At 62.4% G+C, this 24,025-nt stretch carries 24 protein-coding genes; 14 read left to right on the forward strand and 10 right to left on the reverse strand.

Going from position 1 to position 24,025, the window contains the following annotated elements; all coding sequences use genetic code 11:
- Positions 1–177: 177 nt before the first annotated feature.
- Entirely contained in the window at positions 178–387 is a 210-nt protein-coding gene (locus C1878_RS00005) for a hypothetical protein (protein ID WP_114599682.1), read from the forward strand.
- Here C1878_RS00005 and C1878_RS00010 read toward each other — a convergent pair.
- Complete coding sequence (locus C1878_RS00010) at positions 384–2,990, reverse strand: AAA family ATPase (RefSeq protein WP_114599683.1); 2,607 nt, start codon at positions 2,988–2,990, stop codon at positions 384–386. The genes C1878_RS00005 and C1878_RS00010 overlap by 4 nt on opposite strands.
- Before the next feature lie 98 nt (positions 2,991–3,088).
- A complete protein-coding gene (locus C1878_RS00015) occupies positions 3,089–4,591 on the reverse strand; it encodes an RNA-binding domain-containing protein (protein WP_158539628.1) in 1,503 nt (500 codons plus the stop codon).
- Positions 4,592–4,950: 359 nt separating this feature from the next.
- Between C1878_RS00015 and C1878_RS00020 the strand changes: the two genes are divergently transcribed.
- From C1878_RS00020 to C1878_RS00035, 4 genes are all read left to right on the forward strand, one after another.
- The gene (locus C1878_RS00020; RefSeq protein ID WP_114599685.1) at positions 4,951–6,264 is read left to right on the forward strand and encodes a ParB/RepB/Spo0J family partition protein; all 1,314 of its coding nucleotides are present in this window, start codon (positions 4,951–4,953) and stop codon (positions 6,262–6,264) included.
- A 74-nt stretch (positions 6,265–6,338) separates the two neighbouring features.
- Positions 6,339–6,812, forward strand: coding sequence for a DUF3846 domain-containing protein (locus tag C1878_RS00025; protein ID WP_114599686.1), 474 nt, complete (start codon positions 6,339–6,341; stop codon positions 6,810–6,812).
- 270 nt (positions 6,813–7,082) lie between these two features.
- Complete coding sequence (locus tag C1878_RS00030; protein WP_114599687.1) at positions 7,083–7,748, forward strand: hypothetical protein; 666 nt, start codon at positions 7,083–7,085, stop codon at positions 7,746–7,748.
- Positions 7,749–8,125: 377 nt separating this feature from the next.
- The gene (locus C1878_RS00035; RefSeq protein WP_114599688.1) at positions 8,126–8,518 is read left to right on the forward strand and encodes a YraN family protein; all 393 of its coding nucleotides are present in this window, start codon (positions 8,126–8,128) and stop codon (positions 8,516–8,518) included.
- 82 nt (positions 8,519–8,600) lie between these two features.
- Here C1878_RS00035 and C1878_RS00040 read toward each other — a convergent pair whose 3' ends face one another.
- From C1878_RS00040 to C1878_RS00055, 4 genes are read right to left on the reverse strand one after another with little or no spacing between them, the layout of a single operon-like run.
- Positions 8,601–9,740: an AAA family ATPase gene (locus C1878_RS00040; protein WP_114600084.1), complete on the reverse strand. Its 1,140-nt coding sequence runs from the start codon at positions 9,738–9,740 to the stop codon at positions 8,601–8,603.
- A complete protein-coding gene (locus tag C1878_RS00045) occupies positions 9,733–10,593 on the reverse strand; it encodes a DUF6414 family protein (RefSeq protein WP_114599689.1) in 861 nt (286 codons plus the stop codon). Before C1878_RS00045 ends, C1878_RS00040 begins: the two co-directional genes overlap by 8 nt.
- Before the next feature lie 28 nt (positions 10,594–10,621).
- Positions 10,622–11,371, reverse strand: a complete 750-nt coding sequence (locus C1878_RS00050) for a hypothetical protein (RefSeq protein ID WP_114599690.1) — start codon at positions 11,369–11,371, stop codon at positions 10,622–10,624.
- Positions 11,356–12,300 carry a helix-turn-helix domain-containing protein gene (locus tag C1878_RS00055; RefSeq protein ID WP_147272873.1) on the reverse strand — a complete coding sequence of 315 codons (945 nt, stop codon included), beginning with the start codon at positions 12,298–12,300 and terminating at the stop codon, positions 11,356–11,358. The genes C1878_RS00050 and C1878_RS00055 overlap by 16 nt, the downstream gene beginning before the upstream one ends.
- Before the next feature lie 394 nt (positions 12,301–12,694).
- Between C1878_RS00055 and C1878_RS00060 the strand changes: the two genes are divergently transcribed.
- Genes C1878_RS00060 through C1878_RS00070 form a run of 3 tightly spaced genes read left to right on the forward strand, consistent with a single transcriptional unit; the run spans position 12,695 to position 14,879 of the window.
- Positions 12,695–13,105 (forward strand): hypothetical protein, encoded by a 411-nt coding sequence (locus tag C1878_RS00060; protein WP_114599692.1) that lies wholly within the window; start codon positions 12,695–12,697, stop codon positions 13,103–13,105.
- Positions 13,106–13,110: 5 nt separating this feature from the next.
- On the forward strand, positions 13,111–14,373 hold the full coding sequence (locus C1878_RS00065) for a relaxase/mobilization nuclease domain-containing protein (protein ID WP_241963540.1): 1,263 nt from the start codon (positions 13,111–13,113) through the stop codon (positions 14,371–14,373).
- Positions 14,370–14,879 carry a hypothetical protein gene (locus tag C1878_RS00070; protein ID WP_241963541.1) on the forward strand — a complete coding sequence of 170 codons (510 nt, stop codon included), beginning with the start codon at positions 14,370–14,372 and terminating at the stop codon, positions 14,877–14,879. The genes C1878_RS00065 and C1878_RS00070 overlap by 4 nt, the downstream gene beginning before the upstream one ends.
- A gap of 47 nt (positions 14,880–14,926) precedes the next feature.
- Here C1878_RS00070 and C1878_RS00075 read toward each other — a convergent pair whose 3' ends face one another.
- On the reverse strand, positions 14,927–15,730 hold the full coding sequence (locus tag C1878_RS00075) for an amidohydrolase family protein (protein ID WP_114599693.1): 804 nt from the start codon (positions 15,728–15,730) through the stop codon (positions 14,927–14,929).
- A gap of 100 nt (positions 15,731–15,830) precedes the next feature.
- Here C1878_RS00075 and C1878_RS00080 point away from each other — a divergent pair, with 100 nt between their 5' ends.
- Positions 15,831–16,238, forward strand: a complete 408-nt coding sequence (locus C1878_RS00080; protein WP_114599694.1) for a MerR family transcriptional regulator — start codon at positions 15,831–15,833, stop codon at positions 16,236–16,238.
- Here C1878_RS00080 and C1878_RS00085 read toward each other — a convergent pair.
- Together C1878_RS00085 and C1878_RS00090 are read right to left on the reverse strand one after the other, a co-directional pair.
- Positions 16,235–17,443, reverse strand: coding sequence for a sensor histidine kinase KdpD (locus C1878_RS00085; RefSeq protein ID WP_114599695.1), 1,209 nt, complete (start codon positions 17,441–17,443; stop codon positions 16,235–16,237). The two genes, C1878_RS00080 and C1878_RS00085, sit on opposite strands and share 4 nt — an antisense overlap.
- Positions 17,440–18,123 (reverse strand): response regulator transcription factor, encoded by a 684-nt coding sequence (locus tag C1878_RS00090; protein ID WP_158539629.1) that lies wholly within the window; start codon positions 18,121–18,123, stop codon positions 17,440–17,442. The genes C1878_RS00085 and C1878_RS00090 overlap by 4 nt, the downstream gene beginning before the upstream one ends.
- 165 nt (positions 18,124–18,288) lie before the next feature.
- On the opposite strand from C1878_RS00090, the gene C1878_RS00095 reads away from it, so the two are divergent.
- The 5 genes from C1878_RS00095 (at position 18,289) to C1878_RS00115 (ending at position 22,438) form a co-directional block, all read left to right on the forward strand.
- Entirely contained in the window at positions 18,289–18,753 is a 465-nt protein-coding gene (locus C1878_RS00095; RefSeq protein WP_114599697.1) for a hypothetical protein, read from the forward strand.
- Positions 18,754–18,761: 8 nt separating this feature from the next.
- Positions 18,762–19,964 carry an FtsX-like permease family protein gene (locus tag C1878_RS00100; protein WP_114599698.1) on the forward strand — a complete coding sequence of 401 codons (1,203 nt, stop codon included), beginning with the start codon at positions 18,762–18,764 and terminating at the stop codon, positions 19,962–19,964.
- 4 nt (positions 19,965–19,968) lie between these two features.
- Positions 19,969–21,396, forward strand: a complete 1,428-nt coding sequence (locus C1878_RS00105) for an ABC transporter permease (protein ID WP_114599699.1) — start codon at positions 19,969–19,971, stop codon at positions 21,394–21,396.
- 12 nt (positions 21,397–21,408) lie between these two features.
- Positions 21,409–22,122 (forward strand): ABC transporter ATP-binding protein, encoded by a 714-nt coding sequence (locus C1878_RS00110; RefSeq protein ID WP_114600086.1) that lies wholly within the window; start codon positions 21,409–21,411, stop codon positions 22,120–22,122.
- Positions 22,123–22,183: 61 nt separating this feature from the next.
- Entirely contained in the window at positions 22,184–22,438 is a 255-nt protein-coding gene (locus tag C1878_RS00115; RefSeq protein ID WP_114599700.1) for a helix-turn-helix domain-containing protein, read from the forward strand.
- Positions 22,439–22,602: 164 nt separating this feature from the next.
- Here C1878_RS00115 and C1878_RS00120 read toward each other — a convergent pair whose 3' ends face one another.
- On the reverse strand, positions 22,603–24,003 hold the full coding sequence (locus tag C1878_RS00120; protein ID WP_147272874.1) for a VaFE repeat-containing surface-anchored protein: 1,401 nt from the start codon (positions 24,001–24,003) through the stop codon (positions 22,603–22,605).
- Positions 24,004–24,025 lie beyond the last annotated feature (22 nt).

Raw genomic sequence — 24,025 nt, forward strand, 5'->3', positions numbered from 1 at the left:
CGTATATGTGGCAACCTGGGAAGAATTGCCGGTTGTATGGACGCGACCATTATCAGCCCAAAGATCCACGGTCAAATGAGAAGACGATATGAAGTAGGGGCTCACAATGTTCTACTCATATCGTCTTCCAAGGGGCTTGCCGTTTCCTCAGTGGAGGCACCGAGCGAAAGGAAGCCCATGGACGGCATCCCGCAAACCACTCTACCCGAAGAGATCGCGGCTGCAATCGTGCAATCGTCGGAGAAGCTGGAAGGCGCCGCCTCCATCCTCGCCATGCTCGAGGACAAGGCCGGGAACCGGCGGATAACCGCATCCGAGCTCTCCGCCGTCCGCTGCATCGTTGAGAAGTGCGCTGCCGATCTGGACGGGGCATGGGAAAGGGCCTAATTCCCCCGGCGTTTATTGATAGACTTCATCCATCGCCTCAATGCGTCGATATCGCTTATGAGATCCTCAACCGTCGGGCACCGCACTGGTGCGGCCATCGGGTCATCATGTGCATCAATCACGGTTGAGCACTTACTCATATTCTGATCGACAACAGCAATATCATTGGCGTCGATATCGCTAATCTTCTTAAGCAGCTGCGTATGAACCGGAGGGCTCATTCTTTCTATTACGCCAGCGAGGAGTACTTCCTCAACAGCGCGCTCCCAAGCCGACCTCAGCCTGCCGTAGCATGTATGGATCTCGCGGTCCAGGACAGAATCGTCTTCGAAATCGCCGCTTTTTTGTTTAGCCTTCAGCGCATCGGCTTCTTCTTGCAGAATTATTACTCTCTGCTTCGTTCTGCATGCTCCCCAGTCTAAACCGTCGACGATAACCCCCGATGCGTTTCCTTTCCTGCGCACCGTCCGGTACTCTATTCCAGCTTCTCTTTGTTCTGCATGAATAGTGAGATAGCTGCAAAACCTAGGGTCATGGGTAAAGACAACCACGGGCCTTTTACGGGCCTCATCAACAATTCGACAAGCGACCGATTCCCTCCATTTGTGGTCAAGGGAAGTTACAGGATCATCTAAAACGATAGTCGATTGGCTAGGCATCACGTCGACTTGAGCGAAAAACCCCGCAAGCGCAATGATCTTTCTCTCACCCTCGCTCAGCACCTTTGCAGCCTTCAGGTTATCAATCGCACCTACAAGTGCAATTTCTTGGATTTCCCGTCCGGCTTTCGTTTTCGCGCCAAATGACACCGGTTGGCCTTCTGCGTTCAACTCGGTGAGCTCTTGAGTGAAACTCGCCTGCATTCTGCCGACTACTTCTGACCGAGATATTTCGGATACAAAAGCAGTAATTGACCGCGTTGTGCAGTCCTTCCTAACTCGTTCGAGTCCGTTTTTAGTATATCGATTCGTTACATCCGCCAGAAGTTGCTGCCTATTCTGCATGGCCCACCTTCTGGACTGAAGGGAACGATATTCCGCCTGCATTCTCGCCAAAGAATCGGGCTTCAGATGCTCCTTAAGGGAGGACATTTTTCTGCTGAGACCGTCCATAGCCCTTCGAACAGATTTCCCGATACCTTTCGTGGACTCAAGAAGCTCCGCCAAGGTCTCGCTGCCAGGAAACGCCTCGATTGAGTTGAGCTTGTCGATCAATCTGTCCATAGCGTCTCTGGCCTCGCCGCTTTCGATTATTGCGATGCCAGCTTTCTCGTCGATCACATTCCTGGCGGCGTTGAGAAATGCCCGTTCCAAAGAAGTCAACGCTGCCGCTTTATTCTGGTAAACAGTCTCTGCGGCACTTGTGACGTATTTTTCAAAGCTCGTTAGCCGGTGTCCCGCTTCTTGCGACAAAGGCTGCTGACACAGTGGGCATATCGCCCCTTCTCCCACAAAAGGAAACGCCTCGGTCGAATATGCATGATCATTCGAGTAAGTTCTCGCCGACTCCCACAAGGCTCTCCAATCATCGCCGCCCACATCCTTTAGTTCCGAAGAGTCGGACAATAACTTGCGTGCAGCATTAACGGCAATCCAAGCCCGATCTCTTTCTTGAACGGCTGTCGCATACTCTTGTTGAAATTTCGCTTCGCAGTGTCTATAGAGCGCCGCAAGCTGTTCACGTAAATTCGAAAGCTGATCAAATCTTCTTTGCAATATCGGCAACTCCACATTTGGATCAGCCTTAATGAGCTCCGGGAGCAATTCCAATCGCTCGATTTCTGGCTCCGAAAGCTCAATCTTTTCAAAAACGCGAAGAGCGGCTTCGGGATCGCTGCTTGCCAGCAGTGAGGCAACAGACGGGTCTGTTTTGGCAAAATCAGGAAGCAGGGATGCCGTTATCAGGGTTGGGAGGTTGTCCGCATACCTTTTCAGGGTATCTGACACTATTGATACAAGCTGCGATAAACGTTCGAACGCGCCAAGAATTGGAGGGGTGTAGAGTACTTCGTTCTGCCTTCCTTCAATTTCTAAGGCTGCGCATGCGGAGTCGAAAAACATCACTTCAGGAAAACTTGCACATTCAGTCTCCCCCGACGTCCATCGAAAAGCAAAAGAACCACCATCTACGATCGCTCTATAGATCGCTACTGGTTTTTCGCTGGGTGCGAAAACGTTCGAAAGGATGTCTTCGGCTCCAGCGCGAGACGTGCATGCATTCCTGATGAGGCGGCAGAATCCAGACTTTCCCGAGCCATTCTCTCCGTAAACCACAGTCAGGCCGTCTGTTTCGAAAGTAAGCGTCGAGTTCTCTGTTAAAGCGTTGACCCCCTTTTCCGCTGTTATCGCAGTTAGTATCACTTCCCTTCCAGAAGTCCCCAAAAGGGCAAGGTCCTCTTCCTGAAACCCCTCCAATTCGACGCCTCTTTGCGCGATATTGACGTTTACTCCTGCCTCGATGCATGCCTTGCCGGCAAGGGTATTTATTTCGGCTTCCGAGGCCAGACCCCTTATCGATAGATGGAGCGCATGAGAGTACCATGGCGGTTGAGATCGAAGCCACTTTTTTATTTGTTTTCCAAGCTCATCTTCTCGATCCTGCATAAAGACCCTCTAATCAATGCAAGGGTTAAGAGCAGCTCTTAACTGCTCTTAACTGCTCTTAACTGCTCTTAACTGCTCTTAACTGCTCTTAACTGCTCTTAACTGCTCGATGCCATTTCATAATACTGGGCGGGATCCGTCTTATTTCTCCCTCGCCAGACAAGAACGTTCTTATCTACCAGCCCTTTCAAGGTGCGAGTCGCGGTTAATTTCGACACTCCGGCCTGAGTTGCCAAAAGGGCGGTTGTAACGCGCCCTTGCTCGGCAACCAAGCGCAAGGCGACTTTCTCGGTGTCGTTCATTTGGGAATACAGCTCAAGTGAAATAGCACGGCTTTTGCCTTGGGCCAAGAAGTCGCCGTTCACCTCGTCGGGAGCCGTTTCACCCGAAAGCGGCAGAAAGATAGTCGAGCGCTCGGGATTTATCTGCTCGCTGAGCACGGGGGTTCCGTATCCTGCCTCTGTCCAGTTCTTCACCATGTTAGGGATGCCGCTGCCGGCGCGCTCCCCGACGTGCACGAGCGTGAACATCTTCATCATCGTCTCGTTACGCGGATCGGAGATGCCTCCTGCGTAGGCGTCCTCCACGCTCACGCGGAACCCTCCCGGGTTCGACAGCTTGAGCCCGTTTTCCTGCCAGAGCAAGACCACGCCGCGACGTTCGTTGTAGTCGGCGTTGGTGAGGCAGTTGGCTATAGCCTCCCTCAGTGCCTCGTGCGCAGAGGTCTCGTCAACACGAAGGCTGTTCTCGTCCAGTTTGAAGGGCACCTTCAGCGCTTGGCGCATCTTCTCGTACGCTCGTTGGTAGAAGCCGAAAACGTTGCCGGGCCACTCGTCAGTCTGAGAGGTGACGCGGTCCTGCCAGCGCGTTTCGGGGCTCGTCTCTTGGCGGTAGTCGAGGAAGTAGTGGGGGAATTCCCCCATGATGCGCCATTCCTCGCCGAACATGAGAAGACCTGCGCTCGTTGGATGCGCCTTGCCATCTTCGCCGATGCACGCGGCACCGATGCGACATAGGAACTCCTCGTTGGGCAGATCCTTCCAAGCGCTACTCTGGTGGTATAGGTCGTATCTCCTGCGGTAGGAGTCCACGGTCTCCGTGCTCAGGTCGGTCACGGAGAGGCTTTCGTGCAGCCTCAGATCGGCTGATTCGTTCGAGGCGTCGCGGTACATCGCCTCTATTTCGCTCATCCCGCACGAATAGTCTCCCGTGTGATCGCGTCGGTAGGTTCCCCTCACTGGGTTGCCGCTGATATACACGGGCCTCTGCTGCCTCTTCGCCCTCGGAACTTCGATGACGAGCACGTCTTTGCCGTCGATACTCTCAATGCGGACGTCCTTGTCGGCAAGCACGCAAGGGCTCAGTTTGTCTGGGCTGTGCGCCGCGTTCCAGAAGTCATCGGCCATCCTGTGGGCATCTTTGAGGCCGACGACTTCGAGTGCCTTGTCCTTCCGCTCGGCCACGCCGAGCAGAATGATCCCGCCGTTCGTGTTGGCAAACGCGGAGACGCTCGCCCAGATGCTCCGGGGCAAGCCTCCCTGAGCCTCCTTCGCCTCCAGGCGGTTGCCCTCTTTGTAGCTATCGAGTTTGCTCAGATCCACATGCGTCCTTTCCCGCGTCTGTTTCATTCTACCAGCAACACGCACACCGTTTCAGCTTGCGGGCGCTTTCGCATCGCATCGACGCAGCGGGCGCGACCGATCCGTCGCTTCCTGCGACCTCCTCCGCGCGCCTCGCCCCGGCGGCCTTGGAACCCGCATGCTCGGCCGGGAACCGGGCACCGCGCAAGGGCCGCGAAAACTTTCCGGCAGGGCGGCGCGCCCGTCCAAGGCCTCCCGAAAACTCGAAGCCCTGGCGGGTTTCGCTTCCTCCCTTGCGCGGTGCCCGAACCCCGGTCGGAGCACGGGCCACAAGGCCCGCCCAGAAGGGGCGAGGCCGAACCGAACAGGAGGTCAAGAAAATGGAAACGACCAAGATCCCGCTCAACCAGTGCATCGAGAGCAAGCTGCAGAACCGCACGAGCCTGGGCGACGTGTCGGGGCTGGCCCGCAGCATCGAAGTGAACGGCCAGATCACCCCGCTCATCGTGGTGGCCGACGGCGAGACCTACCAGCTGGTCGCGGGGCACCGCCGAACCGCGGCCATGAAGAAGCTCGGACTCGAGGAGGCCGACGCCTACGTGATGGACGGCTGGGACGACGCGCGCATCGCGCGGGTGCTCAACGCCGAGAACAACCACCGCAAGGACCTCACCGAGGCCGAGCGCGGCCAGGGCATCCAGACGATGCTCTCGCTCGGAGTCCCGGTGGCCGACGCCGCCGTGAGCGCCGACGTGGACGAGGGCAAGGCCGAGGCGTACGTGCGCGGCTCCAAGCTGGTGCCGGTGGACGCCGTGAACCTGGATTTCGACGCCGTGGCCCTCATCGGCGAGTACGACGACGTCCTCACCGAGGACGACGTGGTGAAGGTGTTCTCCAAGACGAATCCGTGGGATCGCTTGGAGGTCTGCCGCAAGGCGCGCGGCCGCGCGAACAAGGAGGCGCTCGCGGAGAAGCTCTCCACCGAGGGCATCAAGGTGGTGGAGCGCGCCGACGTCGAGGGCATGCACTGGTGCGACGGCGAGTGCGGCCACGACGGGATGGTCGCGGTGGTGAGCACGACCTACTACGGCGAGGCCAGCGCAAGCTACTACTGCGACGACGCGGAGCACGTGCACGAGCCGAGCGCCGAGGAGGTCGCAGCCGAGGAGGCCTTCCAGAAGCGCACGGCGGCGTACGACGAGCTTCGGGAGCACGCCACGGGGTTCGCCAAGTCCATCTACCCGAAGTTCCCCGGCAAGGGCCATACGAAGCTGCGCCAGTGGGCGCACGAGGCCTTCGAGGCGCGCTACGGGTGCGAGGCCGACGACGCCTGGGCCGACGTGAAGGAGCCGCGGGGCAAGGCGCTCGACCAGTTCGTCCTGATGCGCACCGTTCCGGAATGCGTTCCCGAGCTTCCCTGGGGAGCGCTCAGGGACGGGTTCGAACCCTCCTACTACTCGCTCGACGATCTGCTCGGCTTCGTCTCCTTCGTGGACGACATCCTCGTACCCGCAGGCTACGAGCCCACGTCCGACGAGCTCGAGGTGATGGAGCACCTGCACGGCATGTTCTCCGACGAGGACGGCGAGGCGACGGGCGAAGCCTTCGAGCCTGCCGATGCCGAAGCCGACGAGGGCGACGAGCCTCCCTTCGACGCCGACGAGATCGTCGCGCCCGCCGCGATGGCGGCCTGACCGCATATGCCGACAAGGCCGTCCGGCTCCATCCAGGGCCGGTCGGCCTCCTTCCCGCAGAAAGGACTCCTCCCATGAAACCGACTTTGAACGTGATGATCGCGCCCGTGGGGCGCGCGCCCTACGACAAGACGCTCGCGGCAGACGAGCACGGCGGCTTCCTCCGCGCCCTGCAGTCTTGCGTCGGCGGCCACATCGAGCCTATGGATTACCTCTTCGACGACGCCCCGGCCGTCTACTGCAACGCGGAGGGAAAGATCGGATCCTCGCTCTTCGAGGCGAACCGGGCCGTCTACGCGACGAGGGAGATGGCCGAGGCCGGATACGCCAGCCCGAGCGACCCCGACCGCGCCGTCGTCGAAGGCGAGCTCTTCGACGTCGTGTTCGGCGACATGGTATGCGTCGGCTTCGATGCCGAGACGGGCGAGAGCCGCGACGTGACGGAGGCGGAATGCGCGCGCGTCGTCGAACGCTTCGCGTCTCCCGATTCCATCGGGTCCGGCAGGCGCGAGGTTCTCCGCATCCTGCTCGGCGGCGAGAGCCGGTAGAGTGCGAGACGGCATCCCGACCTCCCATACGCCCCCTCCGCGCCCGGCCTCCTTCTCCCGTGCACCGCCTTGGGAGCATGCTGCCCGAACGGCTCCCCGAGGCGCAAGGGACGCGAAAAACCTTCCGCTGACAAACCAAGCTGGCGACCGAAAGCTCAGGCCTGCGGTTTTCGCTTGACCCCTTGCGCCCCGAAGCGCCGTCCGTGCGGACGCGCGACCCAAGGAGGCGCCCCGGAAGAGGAGGGCGCCGCGACTCATAAGGAGGTCACCATGGGAAACTGTGCCGTCATCACCACGCGCGAGCGCGAGATCGGCGTCTACCTGCACTGGAACGGAGGATGCGACACCGTGGAGCCGCTGCTGAAGTACTGCGAGCTGCAAGGCTACCGCTCGCCGAGCTCCGACGGCTACGGCTGGGCGCGCATGTGCCAGGTGATGGGCAACTACTTCGGGGGATCGCTCTCGCTCGGCATCGGCGACTACACGACCGACAAGCGCATGAACCCCGGCGACAACGGCATCTACGTCATCGAAGGCTGGAAGATCGTCGATCGCATCTATGCCTACGGCGATCCTTACGAGCAGCAAGTGTACGACTTCGATGACATGTTGCGCGAGTTCGACAACGCCATGCCCGAGCGTCTGCGGCTCGGCGAGTTCCTCGATTCGGTGGAGGTGCCGGCGGACGAGGTCCGGCTGGGCGACGAGGTGTGGCTTTTCGGAGTCGGCGGCACGTGGGAGGCCTATCCCGTCGTGGGGTTCGGCCAGCCCAAGACCAACCGCATAGCCGTGTGGATCGACGCGCCGGACGGCAGGCGCGAGGTCACCTACCCGGACAGGCCCTACGCCGCCAGGTACGACCACGACGGCGACTTCAGCTGGAACTCGAACAACTACGTGCACGGCGACACCGCGCGCATCAAGCCCCGCGTGTAGGCGAGCGCCCCGCGCGATTCTCTACAGCCCGTCAGCCCAAGCGGCTGGCGGGCTTCTCTTCGCTTCTCTTATCCGTCGGCGCCTGTGCCCCGGCCGCCGTATCGGATGCCGCCGCAATCGCCCCAGGACTTCCGCTCCCGCTTCCGACCTCCCGCGCATCGGCCCGCCCCTGCCGCCTCCGAACCCGCATACTCGCCGAGAACCGCGCACGGCCGCAAGGGCCGCGAAAACTTTCCAGGACGGTCCAAGAGGGCGCCTGGAAACTCGGGCCCTCCGGGTTTCGCTTTTCTCCCTTGCGGCCGTGCGCGAACCTCGGCGGCATCCGGGCCACGAGGCTAAGCCATCGGGGCAGGCCGACAACGATCAGGAGGTCAACCATGAAAGAGCTGAAGACAAGGGCCGTGAAAGCCGCAAGCACGTATCTCGATCACCGGGGCTACACCGTGCTCGAGGTCGGTTGGAGAAGCGAGGCGGGGACGGCCGACGTCATCGCGGAGGACGGGGATGCGCTCGTCTTCGTGAAGGTGCGAGCTCGATCCGGCGCAGAGGCCGGGTTTCCCGCCGAACGACACAGTGCTTCCGAGCGCGCCGTGCGCGAGCGGGTTGTGATGACCTACCTCGCCCAGCACGATGCCGTCGACATCCCCATCCGCTTCGACGACGTGAGCCTCGTCGCCATCTCGCCCGACCGCGCGATGATCCGCCACCACATCAACTCCCTGTGCGCGGATATCGAGCTCCCCGAAGAAGCCCTCCCGGAGGTCGCCTAGACCTCCTGGCCCCTCCGCGAGGGGCGAGCCCTCCGGCCTTTCGGCCGGAGGGCTTTTTGTATCGCGTGTTGAATGCAGGCATTCAAGAAGAAGGGGCTTCGTCTCCCTGAATCATGGAAGCCGTTAGAAAACCGAAAATGGCACGCTCCATTTTTGTCTTCATCGTTCGAATATTATCGTAGCTTCCGGCATGATCAACAAACCAGCTTTCGATGTTTGAAGCTTTGACAGCAGCCTTGTCATCCGCATCGAGATAGCCGAGGATCTTTTCGTAATGACGCTTTACAAGAACGATCTTCTCGGTAGCCGAAAGATCCTCAAACTCGATACAGGCGCTAATGCGTGAAAACATTGCAGGTCCCAACGCGCTTTGAATTTCATCCGTCGAATGGAAGTTGGAGGTTAGGACGAATAGGGCATCCTGCATCTCGACGCGATAATAGGAATCAACAAAGACCCCTTCGTCGAATAACTCGTAGAAGGCGTTGTACAGCCCATGATTCACCTTGTCAAACTCGTCGAGCAGTACAACATTTGACTCGCGCCCCAGAAGGTCTCTCGCGAAGCTCCCTTTCGAATGCTCGGCTCCGAAGATATAGTCGTAGGCCTCGTTGTTCTGAAGCATGGAGAACTGCACCCGAGTCAACTTTCCGCCCAATGCTTCACTCACGCACTTTGCTGTCTCCGTTTTACCTACTCCCGATGGCCCATAAAAAAGCAGGACAATAGGCCTTTCGTCCCGCATAGAAGAAAGTTGGTAAAGGCTCGCCGCTATTTCTTGCTTGCTGGTCGCCTGACCCAAGACCGTCGAAGCCAAGTCCGAGTAGATCCTTTTTATCGAATTCTTTTCCACATGGGGATAGACCGTTCCCACGTATTCTATTTCATCTGGAAAGGCGGCTATAAGCGAATGGAGCGACTGTTTGGGAGGGTTCTGGACGTAAAGCTTGTTAAACGTGCATCCTTGCGTTGCGATCGTGGCGAAATTGCTAATCACATGACTTACCACGGAGCCGAAGTCTGCGGCTCTGACTACAACACTGTCGAACTCGTCTTCAATATGCGGTTCGCCTCCGGCGTATTCTTGCGTCGCTCGGATTTTTGCGTTGTAGAGAAGAATCAATTCGAGAAAGTCAACGGAATTGCAGGGGTCGTCGATCCTGTCCTTAAGGAATGCTTCGTAGTCCTTATCGGAGCCAGTGAAAACTATGATCTTAGGCATCGTGTCCAGCCACCCCCGCAAGGATCACATCGTACATCTCGTAAGGCGTTGTTCTTTCGTCGAGTTGCTCGGTTTTTTCAGAAGGCTTTCCTTTTGACAGGTTAATCGGATAGTCTGGATTTTTCTGGTTGCTCGAAGATGTGAATTTCAGCTCTTTCTCTATATCGAGCGAATCTATTGAAGACTTTCCGACCAATACCGCGTAGATAACGAGATCCATCTTTAGGAGATCCGGCAGCTTGTAGTTGTTCTTGAACGAGCTATGGTTGAATCGCAAGATAATAGGAGCCTCATCTTGTTTCTTGGCTAGAAACTCGTAATACCCTTTTGCCTTCCGTATGGCATCGTCGATTCTGTCGAGCGAGAGATTGAAATCACCAGCGGGAATACCCTTGCCGCTTCGGAGCATCGTAAGGTAGGGTGTTATCAGCATCATGCTCGACATCGCGTTGTCGATCGCGGACACTTCATAGCCTTCGAGCTTTTTGACCGCCCCTCTGCTCTTTTCGACGCAAGCAAGAAAATCAGTCAGTACGGTGTTTGTTATGATGTTTCGAGCAACCTGGTTGGAGCTGAACGAGGAGGATAGGGACGCCTCTCCCTCAACCGACGCCCCGACGCCCATAAGCCCTTGTATGATCTTACCTAGTCCTACTTTCGCTTCGACCTGCATTCCGGCATTGCCGCTTGCGGTGTCTGTGTCGAAAAGCTCCAGCGTTCTTTCCAAGTTGCCGTCATGGGTCATTTGAATCAAATCCGTTGCGGATCCTTCATCGAAGTAGGCGATTTTACTCAGCTTCGCAGAATTCGGGTTTTGATCGTCCTGATCGCTTCGTATTTTCTTGCTGCTCACGATGCCCTCTTTTCTTGATTCTAAGCCATTAAGATCGGACGTAAGAGGAGGCGATCAGTTCGGCCATGTCTTCTGCGGTTACGCGTAATCCTAAGTTCCTCATCATGTTGTCGTCCCAAGGACGCGCTTCGACGAAGCGGAGTACCTCGTCGACGATGCTTGAAGGCAGCTCGACTCGCGTGCCCGGCTCGAAGAGTGCGCAAAGGCGCAAAACATCTCGGCGATGCTTATTGATCTCGTCGCTGTGCACGCTCTTTCCCTCCGTCTTGTCCCTCGTGAGATTCGCCCATGCATGTATCTTGAAGACGGGGAGATAGTGGAGCCCTAACACCGGGAGCCCGTCTATCTCCTCGATTCCCCGCTCAAGAAGCTCGTAGTACTCGTCGTCGAGGAGTATCGCCGAGAGGCTTCCCGCAGCGTCGATGGTTCGAAGCCTCCCCAGGTCGGCTTCTATTCCCTCCAGGTACTCCGGGCGCTTGCTCAGAAGCTCGATCTTGGGAGGAAAGTCCTCCATGTTGGGATTCTCGAAACGGTAGAGAACGTACTTGTCCGCCTTGCTTTTGTTGCGATAGTCGCCCTCTCGTACGAAGGAGACGAACCTTTTGTAGAATTCCTGGTCGAACGCTTCGGCCACGATGACCATGTCGATATCGTGGGTGGCGCGCTCGGGAGCGCCGTATTGAGCGAATACGAGGTTGCATGCCGTGCCGCCGATGACGACGTATCTCGACTGATAGTCCGCGAACCACTTCCTAAAGATGTCTAGTCCTCGTACCATTCGCAATCCTCCAATGCTTTCCGAAGCGCCATCGAGATACGCTCGTCCTTTTCGCCTACGGTTGCAAGCATGGTGAAGGGATCCACCATGCCCGCCAAGGAGAACGGAAGGGGGTCGTAGCGCAGGACTTGGACGTCGATCTTTTCTTCGCCGTCATCCCCTGACTTGCCGAGGTCGCCTGCCGAAGCCGATCCTGCGGCGACGGTCCTCCGCTTCGGAGCCACGAGGTCGCTCCGCATGGCAAGGGCGGACAGCCCGCTGCTCGGACTCGCTGTAGTCAACGGGGAAGCGGACACAGTAAGGATTCTTTTGACGGGGTCTCCAAACAGCTCCCTGCCGCGACGGAAAAACTCTTTTTTGTCTGGCACGAAGTAGTACCGCTTCCGCCCCGTCCTACCGCCTGCCGTGTAATCGACAAGGCCCATGTCAGCCAGCGACGAGAGTGCTCGCGAGGCACCTGCGGCCGACATGCCGGTCGCCTCGCGAAGCCCCTCTTGGGTGAGTGGCTCACGGCCGTAAAGGCAGTAGAGGAACGCCTGCTGCTGCGAGGGGCTGAATCCTCGCGGGCGGAGGCTTTCGGAAGGAGGATTCGCTTGGAGCGCAATGGCGAGCTGAGGCAGATACAGGTCTCCCTCTCGGGTGATGAAGCCCTGGCGGCTCTTCATCAGATCCTTTCTTCGAGCGGGGGTCGCGCTGCGCAGGTAGGCGGCTACGGGTTCGCCGACGGCTTTGGCAAGGGCTTGCAGGCGCTTTTCCGCGCCGTCGGTATCGGCGACATCTTCGGCGACGATGATGTCTTGGCCGAGCACGCGCGCCTGGTACAAGTCGAAACTGGAGGCGAGGAAAGGACTGAGGGGGGCCACGCCGTCCAGCTCGCCAACGACCGCCGCGTCGTCGATGACTCGGTGCAGGATCCTCTCGATGGTCAAAGAGACGCTTTTCATGCTTCCTCCGATATAATATTCCAATATCGCGTTTAATGTTCCATCAATATGGAATATTAGCTCAGTTAGTGAAATATTGAAAGGTGGTTCATCCCTTCAGTCCAAACTCCCAGACAAAGCCAAACAAAGCAAGAGGCCTGCTCTGTGCGCACAGCGCGCGAGCAGCTCTTGGATGCCGGCATTCCACGTCGCGGAAGCCCACGACCCCGCGACATTAGTCGGGTGTCGCGGGGGTTCCGCGGGCGGCATCGCAGCCTAGCGCGAGGCGACGCCTCTGCGCTAGGCTTCATGCGGGGGATTCCCCGCGCCCCTGGCAAAGGGCGATACCCGGCTGCCCGCTTCCACGTCTTTCGGGCGGCCACGATGCAAAGGATGCCGAATGGACAAGTACCCGCGCCGCATCTTCGTGCGGATGACAGACGACGGCCTCGCGCACGCCCGCACTGTCGCGGACTCCGCGAACCTTACCCTCTCGCAGCTCGTGCGCCTCCTTCTGGACGGCGCGGGCGCCGAGGGCGACATGCCGCCGGCCCTCGTCGTGGTGGACCGTGCGACCGCCGTCAAGATCTCCCGCGAGATGCGGCGGTGGGGGCACCACTACAACCAGGCCGTGCATGCCTTGAACGCCATCGCCTACTACCTGCGCTCAAACGACATGGACGCGCCCGACGTCCTTGAAGAGCTCGGACGGGCCTCGGCGAAGCTCGAGGCCATGCAGCCGGGCGTTGCGAAGCTAAGGGCCGAGGCGGAGAGGATCTCCGACCGCACGATAGCGCCGCTCGGCAGGTGAGCCGCATGCCGATGCTCAAGACCATATCGGGCCACACCTCAACGCGCGGGATATGCCGCTATCTCACCAAGAAGAACCGGGCCCTCGCGAGCGACTACCTCAACATCGACAACCCCGATCTGGAGCACCCGGAATCGGCCTTCGACTGGGCGGCCGTCATGGACGGGACGCGCCACTCCTTCGGCAACGACGTTCCCTGGCGGGGACGGCGCGTGCGCACCTACAAGCACTACGTGGTGTCGCCCGACCCGAAGGACCGCATCGAGCTTCCCGCCCTGCGAGAGCTGGCCGTCGCGTGGGCGGCCGAGCACTTCGGCGACTTCGAGATGGCGATCGTCTACCACGACGACAACGAGCACGGCATACCTCACGCCCACTTGATCGTGAACAACACGAACTTGGAGACGGGCAGGCGCCTGCAGGACCCCGATCCGAAGGCACTCGCCGCCTCGCTTCAGAGGATGGCCGAAGAACGCGGGCTGAGCGCCCTCAAGTCCCCCGAGCCGAGCGGCGTGGCCGCCCGAGCTGAAAGGCGCAGCCCAAGGGCGCGGCCCTCCACCTATCGAAGCGAGTACGTGCGCCGCGCCGAGAAGGAGCTGCAGGATCGCGGCGAGTACTCGTGGACCGCCGACATCAGGGCGCGCGTGCGCATAGCCCGCTCGGTCTCTCGCAGCGAGCCCGAGTTCCGAAACCTGCTCGGCACCCTGGGCGTGACCGTATCGGACAACTCGCCCCGCACCCCGCGCCGCGACTGGATCTACGCGCTTGCCGACCACCCGACGTGGCGCGTGAGCGGCGAGCGGCTCGGGCTGTCGTACGGGCGCGAAAGGCTCGAGTCCCTGCTGCGTTCGGGCGGCATGGGAAGGATCCCCGAAGAGGGCGAGAGCGCGGTGGTCGACGTCGCGCGGAGGGCCGTCGAAGTCGGAAACCTCGAGGAGCTGAGCCTGCTTTCGAAGGCGGTCGCCCTCATCGAAACCGCGAGGGTGTCGAGCCTCGCCGACCTGGACGTCCTAGCCGCGCGCAATGCTTCTCTAGACGCACGGGACATCGCCGTGGTCGCCAGCTACGCCAGGGCGATGAAGATCCTTCCCGAGCAACGCCCCGCGCTGCAGCCCCGAAAGCCCGCAAGCGCGAGAAACGCCCACCGGGGCGGCGCTGCTTCCGAACGGGACTCAAGAGGAGCCATCGCAGACGAGCGAGCCACCCGAGGCGACGCGCCGCCTGCTTTCAACCGACAGCAGGACAGAAGGGAAGACAAGGGCAGATGATAGTGAAGGCCTACTACGCCGGCGGGCGCATCGACGTGTTCGACACCGACCACATGGTCGACCGCCCGCCGCAACCCGGAAACCTCCTCACCAACTATACGCTCGAACTGGCCGACGTGAACGACGAAAGCCTGTGGCTGCGCTCCTACTACTACGAAGCCGTGCAGGCGTACAAAGACGAGCCAGGACCGAAGGGCCTCCCCGTCGCCCGCAGGCGCGACGGTTGGAGCTTCCTCGTCGCCGATGCCGAAGACATTCAGAAACTCAACCGCCTGACCGTGGACGGCGAGACCGTTCTCGTCAGAATCGCCGACGAACTGGTCGACGTCTCGGCCCTTTCGTGGGTTTACGACGTTGCGGAGGAGTACGTGCCGCAGGCCGTGATCGCGCATGGCTTCCTGATGCGAGCCTTTTACGGGAAGGACGGCGATCTAGCGGAGGCGGCATCGAACGCCGCCGGCTTCTCCGCCGCGCTTGCGCCCTTTCTTCAGAGCATGAACGCATGATGCCGGATTAGAGAACTTCGCGGCGATACGGCTAAACGCCTGTCGCCTCACAGCCCCAAAAGGCGCGCGGTGTTGCCTCCGAGCGCGAGTGCCGTCACTTCCGGCGACGGGCTTGCGAACTCGACGAGCCTGCGTGACAGTTCGGGCTCCCCGAACGGGGCGTCCGAACTGAACAGGCATTGCTCGGGCACCTCGAACAGGGCGGTCTTCACCGAGAGCGGGGTGAACGCCGCGGAGAGGTCCACGTAGGCGTTCGGGTGCCGCTTGGCGAACGCCGTCACATCCATCCAGCTGTACCCGCCGCCGTGGCCGAAGATGACGGGCACCGAGGGGTAGCGCCGGCATAGGTCCATGAGCGCCGCGATGCCGTCGGGCGCGACGGGGTTGAACGTGTGCACCCAGAGGGGCAGGCCCGCGTGGTCCGAGGCGGCGCGGAACACCGGTTCCAGCTGCTCAACCTGCGCGGTCGACCCCGGCGTGAACTCGCCTATTCCCCTGAACGCGTTGCCCACCACCCGATCCTCCACCCACGCGGCCGTGTCGTCGTCGGAAAGTCCCAGCGGGACGGGGCCGAATCCTGCGAACCGGTCGGGTGCCGTCGCGACGGCCTGCTTCAGCTCCTCGATCGTCCCTTCCATCTGCGCTCTGCGCTGCTGCTCCGTGAAGGCACCGCCCAGCAGCCGGTAGAGGGCCTGCATTTCCCGGTCGATGTCGGCCAGCGCGGCGGATTTCGCCCGCTCGACGTGCGGGGTCGTGGCGAACAGGACCGCTTTTCCCACGCCGGCGCGGTCCATGCCCTCAAGCTGCATGCTCGTAGGGAGTATGACGTGTTGGTGGCTGTCGATGATCATCGGTTAATCCTTTCTCGCATAGCGTCTACCATGGCAGTATGAACCTTGACGTCGGCGTCAAGGCAAGCGGAGAAATCAAGGAACGCGGCAGGGAGGGCTCATGAACATCGGCGAGGCGGCGAAGGCTGCGGGGGTCACGCCGCGGGCCCTGCGCTACTACGAGAGCCGCGGGCTGCTTGCGCCGAAGCGAACCGAGGCGGGCTACCGCGTCTACGACGAGGAGGACCTTGCCCGCATCCGCCGCATCAGGCAGCTGCTCGCCGCCGGCCTTTCCACCGAGTCCATCTGCGGCATCGCCCCGTGCTTGAAAGACGGCATCGACGGCGCCGTCCCGCTGTGCCCGAAGGCGGTCGCGTCCCTGAAGCGCGAGCAGCGGCGCATCGCCGAGGCCGTCGACTCGCTGCAAGAGGCGTATACCGCCCTCGACGTCATTCTGGAAGCCACCGAGGCGGCGTGCGAAGATTCCGAGCCTCCGCACGCGCTCGTTCGGGCCCGCCCGGTCGTCTAGGCCGTCCAGGTTCCGAGATCTTGCCGCGCAAGCGGGATCGTCAGCTCGAACACGGCTCCGCCGCCGGGGTTGTCGAGGGCGCGCAGGGAGCCTCCGTGCGCTTCGGCTATCTCCCGCGCTATCGAGAGTCCCAGGCCGTGGTGGGCGCGCGATCCGCGCGACGGATCCGCTCGGTAGAAGCGCTCGAATATGCGTTCCTTGAGCTCGTCAGGGACGCCCGCCCCCTCGTCGGAGACGGAGAACGCCGCCTGCCCGGGCCGGGCGATCAAGGAGAATCCGACGGGAGTCCCCTTCGGGGCGTGGTCAAGGGCGTTCTCGAGGACAGCCCGTAGCGCTTGGGCAACTTTTGCCGGGTCGGCGTCCACGACGATCTCCCGTTCTTCCTCGGGAAGGGAGGGCGTTACGGCCGTGCCCGCAGCGGCTGCCTTGCTCTCGATCTGCTCGAACGCGTCGACGAATATCGCCGCGGCATCGCAGCGCACGCGGTTCAGCGTCCAGCCCGCGGCGTCTCCGGCGGCGAGCGCGAGAAGGTCCTCCACGAGGTCTGCCGTGCGTCTACACTCCGCCATGCCCTCCCTTGCAAGCTCCGCCACGCGACCGGGGTTTGCGGGGGATGTGGAGATCGCTTCCAGGTCGAGCGTTATCACGGAGAGGGGCGATTTCAGCTCGTGCGATGCCGCCGCGATGAACTCCCGCTGACGGGCGAGCGCTTCGTCCACCGGGCCCGTCGCGCGGCGGACCAGCGGACCCCTCGTGGCGAAGGCGAATGCGGCGGCAACGGCGGCTGCGGCGGCGAAGAGCGCGGCGTCGCCTGCGGATACGGCCGCCGGCCGCCGGTAACTCACTTCGGCGGAGAGCGGCGTTCCGTCTGCCGAGGTTCCCTGGATGCCGACGACGACGTCCCAGGGCCTGCTTTCCCCCACGGAGACCAGCACCGTCCCGTCGCTTTTGACGATGCGGACCGAGCACTCCGCCATCCCGTCGCCCTCCATGAGGGAGAGGACCGCGTCGGTGCCGCCGGAGGACATCTCGGTCAGCGCGAGCCGCGCGATGTTCGCGCAGGCCGCCTCGGCCTCGCCCAGGGCTCGCGCGTGCTGGATCACGAGAAACGAGCACGCCGTTATCAGGAACACGACCGCGCATGCGGCGAGGTAGAGCCGCCCGATGCGCCTCTCCAGATCCCGAACCGCGCCGCCCCTCGTCACGGCAGCTCCACGAGGCGGTATCCGAGTCCTCTGACCGATTCTAGGCCCACGGCGCTTTTGGCGGTCTTGAGTTTTCGCCGCAGGAAGTACGCGTAGTTGTCCACGTTCCCCGCCTCGACGGGCCGGTCGATGCCCCAGATCTTGGCAAGCAGCTTGTCGCGGGAGAGGGGGCTTCCTCCCGCAAGGATCAGCGCTTCCAGCATTGAGGACTCCCTGCCGCTCAGGTCGACCCTGCGCTTCCCGCCGACCGTGAGCACTCTCGTCTCGGGGTCGAGAGAGATATCCCCGAACGAGATTTCCGCCGAAGCGATCTCGTGCGGCCTTCTCAACAGCGCTCGGGCGCGGGCGAGCAGCTCCTCGATGGCGAAGGGCTTCGACAGGTAGTCGTCCGCGCCCATGTTGAGCCCCTCGACCCGGTTCTCCACCGAGCCGAGGGCCGTGAGCACGATGACCGGGGTCTCAACGCCTTTTTCGCGCATGCCCCGCACGATGGTGAGGCCGTCCACGACGGGGAGCATGCGATCCACGACGGCGAGGTCGTACCCTTGTCCCACATCGAGGGCGAGCATCAGGCCCTCCTCGCCCGAAAGTGCTGCGTCGACGGTCCATCCGGCCGCCTCGAAGCCCTCTTTGACGAGCCTCGACACGCTTTCGTTGTCCTCTATGACCAATGCTTTCATCGGCTCTCTTCCGCTATTGCCAGCTTCCATGTGCGTTGATACCACTGCTCGCATCGAAAAATCATCTAAACGCTCGGGGAAAATCCCGAACCGCTTTGATGACCGTTCGAGAACGCCCGGCATATTCTCGTGGTGCATACCCGAACCAAGGAAAGGATAGCAGACATGCTGATAAAGAAAACCATGTGGATGCGCCGCCTGACGGCCGCCGTCGCGGCGGCGGCTGTCGCGGCGGCCGTATTCTCGCTGGTCGGTTGCTCGACGCCGACGGGATCCGCTTCAGATGATATGGCCTCCCCCAACGACAAGGCGGCCCCCACGGACAAAAGCGGCCTTTCGGGAGCCGACTTGAACGGGCTCGTCGTCGATTTCGACGAAAGCGGCCTCACCCTGCGCCCTGACGAAGGCGACGACGAGACGGCAAAGATATCCTTGATAGAGACCGGCGCGGAGCAGCGGCTCGAATACGCCGACGGCTGCCAGTTCGTCATCGCGCACGGAAACGTTTCGACGGGCACGGTATCGGAAGAACCCGCGACCGCCGAGACCGTGAAGAAGGACGCTTCGGCGTACGTCTGGCTTGATGCGAGCGGGCTTGTCGAGAAGGTCGCCGTCTTCAGGACCGAGTAGGTGGCGGCATGGGCGCATTTAAGAGGGCGATCCGCTACCTGACGCGCAATCCGGGCAAGACGGCCCTGCTCGTCGCGGTGGTGTTCGCGACGAGCCTCACGGTCATGGCTTCGGCGGGGATCATCGAGGGGGCAAGCGAGCTTTCCGACAAGATAAAAGAGGGCTCGAGGCCGAGCGTCGCGGTTTATCGGGAAGATGACGAGAGCATCTCTGCCGCGACGGCCGGGGATCTTTCGGGCAGAGGCGACGTCGCCGCAGTAAACAGGATGGGGCAGGTGGACGCGCTCCCGGTGGGCTTCAACGCCATCGAGGCGGCAGTGCCCGATCCCGGATGGGACGACGCCGTCCGGGTCCATGCGTTCGATGACCTGTCGCAGGGAAGCCCCTTCGAAGACCAGCTCCTCCGCCTTGCGGAAGGAAGGCTCGTCGAGCCGGGGGACGAGGGCGCCGTCCTCCTCCACTCCGATCTCGCCGAGGTGAACGGGTTGCATGTGGGCGACACGGTGCGCTTCCGATCCGCAACGGGCGAGGAGACGGAGGCGAAGGTGGTCGGGCTTTTCGCTGCCGCCGGCGGAAGCGAGGGCGATCAGGGGCTGTCCACCGCCAGGACGCAATCCTTCAATCAGGTCTACGCCGACTGCGAGACCGCAGTCGCCCTGGGGATGGCGGGCTTCGGCGAGGTGAGGGTTTCGCCTGTTGATCCCGACGGCGCGGCCAAGCTCGCGGACGCCGTCGACGCCGACCTTGGCGCGGGCTACCTGACGGAGGTCCTCTCGTCCGCCTACGACAAGGTCGCGCCTGCGCTCAACTCGACCGTCTCCTCGGCGTCGGCCGTGCTCGCCCTGACCGCCGCAGTTGCGATAGCCGCCGTGTCGTCCATCCTCGCGCTTTGGGGAAAGGGCAGGGTTCACGAGCGGGCGGTGCTCCTGTCGCTCGGTGCGAGCCGGGCGAAGGTGTTCGCCCAAGCGGGTTTCGAGTCGCTCTTCGTCGCCGCCCTCGCCGTCGCCGCGTCGTCGGCCGTCGCGGCGACGATCCTGCCGCCTTTGCTCTCGTCGGCGCTTCCCCAGCAGGCGTCCCAGTCGGGCGTTCCCGCAGTCGCGATAGCCGCTGCGGCCTGCGCCGCCGTCCTCGTGCCGATCGCCGCGTCGGTCGCGGTTGCGGCCGCGACGACCGCCCGCAACCCCGTCGAGCTCTTCTCGGAAAGGAGCTGATCATATGGAGAACAGAGGCAAGCCGCTCGGAGCGTCGTCGAGGGCGCTCCGCTCGGCAGCGCGGCATCCCGCAAGGAGCGTCCTGCTCGCCGGCATCGTCGCGCTGTCCGCGTGCCTGCTCGTCTCATCCCTCTCGACGCTCACTGCGAGCGTCGAGACGCAGGTCGAGGGAGCCGGAGCCGCTTCCGGGAACTATCGCCTTGAGTTCGACGTCGGCAATTTGAGGAAGCGCCTCAACGAACTGCCGCCGGAATTCAACTACATCGACGAGAACGGAAACTACTCTACGAAGATTCCCGACAACGCCTTCCAAAGCGTGCTCATGGGCGACGTGGAGAAGCTCTCCGAGACGGAAGGCGTGACGAGGTGGAACGTCGTGGCGGTTCCCGTCCCCGCCCTTCTCCCCGATATGGCGCGCATCGAGGATCCCAAACGCGACCAAACGCGCGACTTCGGCGGTGTGAACATCGTCGGGGTGAGAGACCAAAGCCAGGAACAAAACGTCGTGTCCGGGAACATCGAGCTCGTAGACGGTGCCTGGGTGGGGCCCGACGATACGGGGTCGGTCGCGATTTCCGAGGAACTCGCCGAGCTCAACGGCCTTTCCGTCGGAGACGAGATGGAGTTCGTCGATGCCAAGGATCCCGAAAGCCATGCGCCCACCGCCGCACGCGTATGCGGCATCTTTCGCATAGTCCACGACATACCGAGCACCATGACGGGCGACACGTACCGCTCCGAGAACACGGTGTTCTCCGACCTGGCATTCTCGCAGGAGGTGGCGGGCTGTCCCGACGATCCGACCTATTCGTACGCAACGTTCGAGGTCGACGATCCTGCGCACTACGAGGCGATCGGCGAGCGGCTCAAGTCTGCCGATATCGATTGGGGCCGGTACCAGCTCGTGGACGACTCGGGAGCCACCGCGCGCATGTCCGGCAACTTCAACGGGCTGGAGCGGACGACGTGGGTGTTTATGGCCTCCGTCGCCGGGTGCAGCATCGTGCTCGTGGCGCTGTCGATGGCCTTCTGGGCGAAGACGCGCAGAAGGGAGGCGGGGATCCTCCTCTCCCTGGGCAACGCTCGCAGGGCGGTGGTCGGCCAAGTCGTCGAGGAGGCCGTCACCCTCGCGCTCGCAGGCTGCATCGCGGGGTGTGCTCTTGCCTGGCCGGTATCGGGAATTGTCGCCGGGACCATCGTCGAAAAGCAGGTGCAGCAGGAGGCCGAGTCCGCCCGGGCAGAGGCCGATCGGGTTGCAGGCGGCGGCGAGGCCGCCGAGAAAAACGTCGTCGGGGCGTCCGCCTCGCCCGACCCCTTGCAGGCTTGCGCGGTGTCGGCGGCGTGCATCGCGGTGGTGGCCGCGTCGTCTGCGGCCGCCGTGGCCCCTGCCGTCGCGCGCGGGCCGAGAAGAGCGCTCGAGAAATCCGAATGAGGAGGCATGGACATGACATATCAAGGTAACAAGGCTTCAGCGTGCGGCGGCTCGACGAGCGCTGCCGGCGCACCTTCCCCTGCGCACGAAGAGGAGACGCTGCTCCTTGACGGCGTGGGCTACGCTTACCGCGGCAAGGATTCGCACGAGGTGCTGAGCGGCATCTGCACGGGCTTCCGCGAAAAAACGATGTACGCGGTGACGGGGCCGAGCGGTTCGGGGAAGACGACGCTCCTCTCGCTCCTCGCCGGCCTGGACGCCCCGACTTCGGGAAGGATCCTCCTCAAAGGGAAGGACATCCGCGAGGGCGGCCTGCTCGCGTACCGCAGGGACGCGATGTCCCTAGTCTTCCAGAGCTACAACCTCATCGACTACCTGACGGTTCGGGAGAACGTGCTGCTCGGAGGGCCCTGCGACCCCGACACCCTCCTCACCCGCGTGGGAATCGACGCGGGTCTTCGCGGAAGGAGCGTGCTTCGGCTCTCGGGCGGCCAGCAGCAGCGCGTGGCCATAGCCCGCGCCTTGGCCGGCACGTCCGAGGTTCTCCTCGCTGACGAGCCGACGGGCAACCTCGACGAAGAGACGGAAGCCTCGATCATCGACGTCCTCAAGCGCTGCGCCCACGAGGACGGCAAGTGCGTGATCGTCGTGACCCACAGCAGCAGGGTGTGCGCTGCCGCGGACGAGGTGGTCGAGCTGTCGCGAATCAACAAAGCTGCAAGCTGACGTGCCGCGTAGGGATGATCCGCTCGCAAGAGCTTGAAGCGCCTTCGGAGGTGTCGGCAGCATGGGCAGCGAAGTTCGCGTACCCACTTTGGTGGAGGAAGCCCGTCAAGAGCGCGGTATCAGCGTGGCCGAGCTCGCTCGACGTATCGGAACCGACCGCAAGCGCCTGTGGTATGTGCTCCACGGGCAGAGGGAGATGAGGGTCGACGAGTTCCTGATGCTGTGCGTCGCCCTCGGAATCGATCCGCGCAGCTTCATCACGAGAGGCATGGTCGAATTCGTTTCGGAGGCTTCGAAGCGGAAGAGAAGAGAGTAGCGCCCCTGCGTTTGCGGGGGCGCTGTCGGCTTAAAGCAGCTATCGTCGGCGTGCTGGGTCACTCGCAGGCACGCTCGGCCTCGGCACCTACTCTGATGCAGGCGTAGCCCGTGAGCGCGGCGGCTCCCATGACGAAGCCTACGAGGTACGCGGCGAGGCCCATGCTATTCACCTCCTTCCTGATCCGCGGCCTTCTCGGCACTCTCGTCGTGCTTCCTGCGGCAGCCGAGCGCCGCAATGGCGACAATGCAGGCCGTCGCCCCCGCGGCGCATGCGAACGGGATCAAGGGAGCGGTGTCACCTGTCTGGGGAAGCCCGGAATTCGGCTCTCCCCTGGAGGGAGGGGCGCCGGCGGGCGGCTCCACGAGCTCGACGCTCTGCCCGGCGTCGTCGATGTCGGCATGGGCCGCGACCTCCGCGCCGTCCAGGGACAGGCTCTCGAAGGCGACCGCCGTATGCCCCGCAAGCGCGCTGCCGTCGAAGCTGAACGTCACCTCGACCGAGCCGTTCGGCTCCTCGGGGACGAACGCCACGACGGAGGCGAGAGGCAGGCCGTCCTTCTCAACGGGCTTCGCGGCTTGCTTGTCGATGAGGGTTCCCGTGAGCACGTACTCCTTTCCGGGAACGAGGTTCTCGTAGCGAACCTCGTCTACGATAGTCACTTCCTCGTCGGCAACCGCTTCGTGGTCGCCGTCGTCGGCGTCGGTGGCGGTGGTGCCGATCTCAGGTGCGGGCTCGCCCAAATGCACCGTCTGGCCCGCGTCGGCGATGTCGGCGTGCTCGCACACCTTCTCGCCCGCGCGGTACAGCGCCTCGAACGCCACGACGTCGTGGCCGCGCAGGGCGCTTCCGTCGAACTCGAAGGTCACCGTCTCGCACCCGGACGGCGCAAGCGGTGCGAACCGGACCTCGCCTTCTACGGTCTTCCCGCCCGAAAGGACGGGCTCGCCCGTCTCGGCGTCCATCAGGATGCCCTCGATGCGGTAGGGCTCTCCGGGCACGAGGCCGCTGTAGAACACCTGGTCCTCGATGCGAACGGTCGAATCGGCCGAGGCCTCGTGGTCGCCGTCGGCGGCGTCGGTGGCCACGGTGCTGATCTCGGGCTTGTCCGCAACCGCCACCGTCTGCCCCTCGTCGTAAATGTCGGCGTGCGCGGCGATCTCGCGGTCCTCGTGCTCCAGGCTCTCGAACGCCACGAGGTCCCGGCCCGCCAGCGTCGACGCGTCGAAGGCGAACTCCACCGCTACCGTGCCAAAAGGCGCGAAGGGGGCGAACCGCTTCTCGGCCGTCACGCCGGCCCCGTCGATTTCGGCGGGCTTGCCGGTGGCCTTGTCCATGAGGGTTCCCCGCACCGTGTAGGTCTTACCGGGAACGAGAGTGGCGTAAGACACCTCGTCTACGACCACGTTGCCGGCTTCGGGTGCCAGCACGTGGTCCCCGTCGGCCTTGTCGGTGCTTTCGGTGGCCACCTTCGGCTCCGGCTGGTCGTCCACCGTTCCGAGGTCGATGTCGAGCGAGGTCTGCGTGGTGTCGCGGCTCACGTTAGACGTGTCCGGCCAGAGCACGTAACCTTGCTGGCCGCGAATG

The sequence above is a fragment of the Gordonibacter sp. 28C genome (genome assembly GCF_003339845.1).
Classification (GTDB): domain Bacteria; phylum Actinomycetota; class Coriobacteriia; order Coriobacteriales; family Eggerthellaceae; genus Gordonibacter.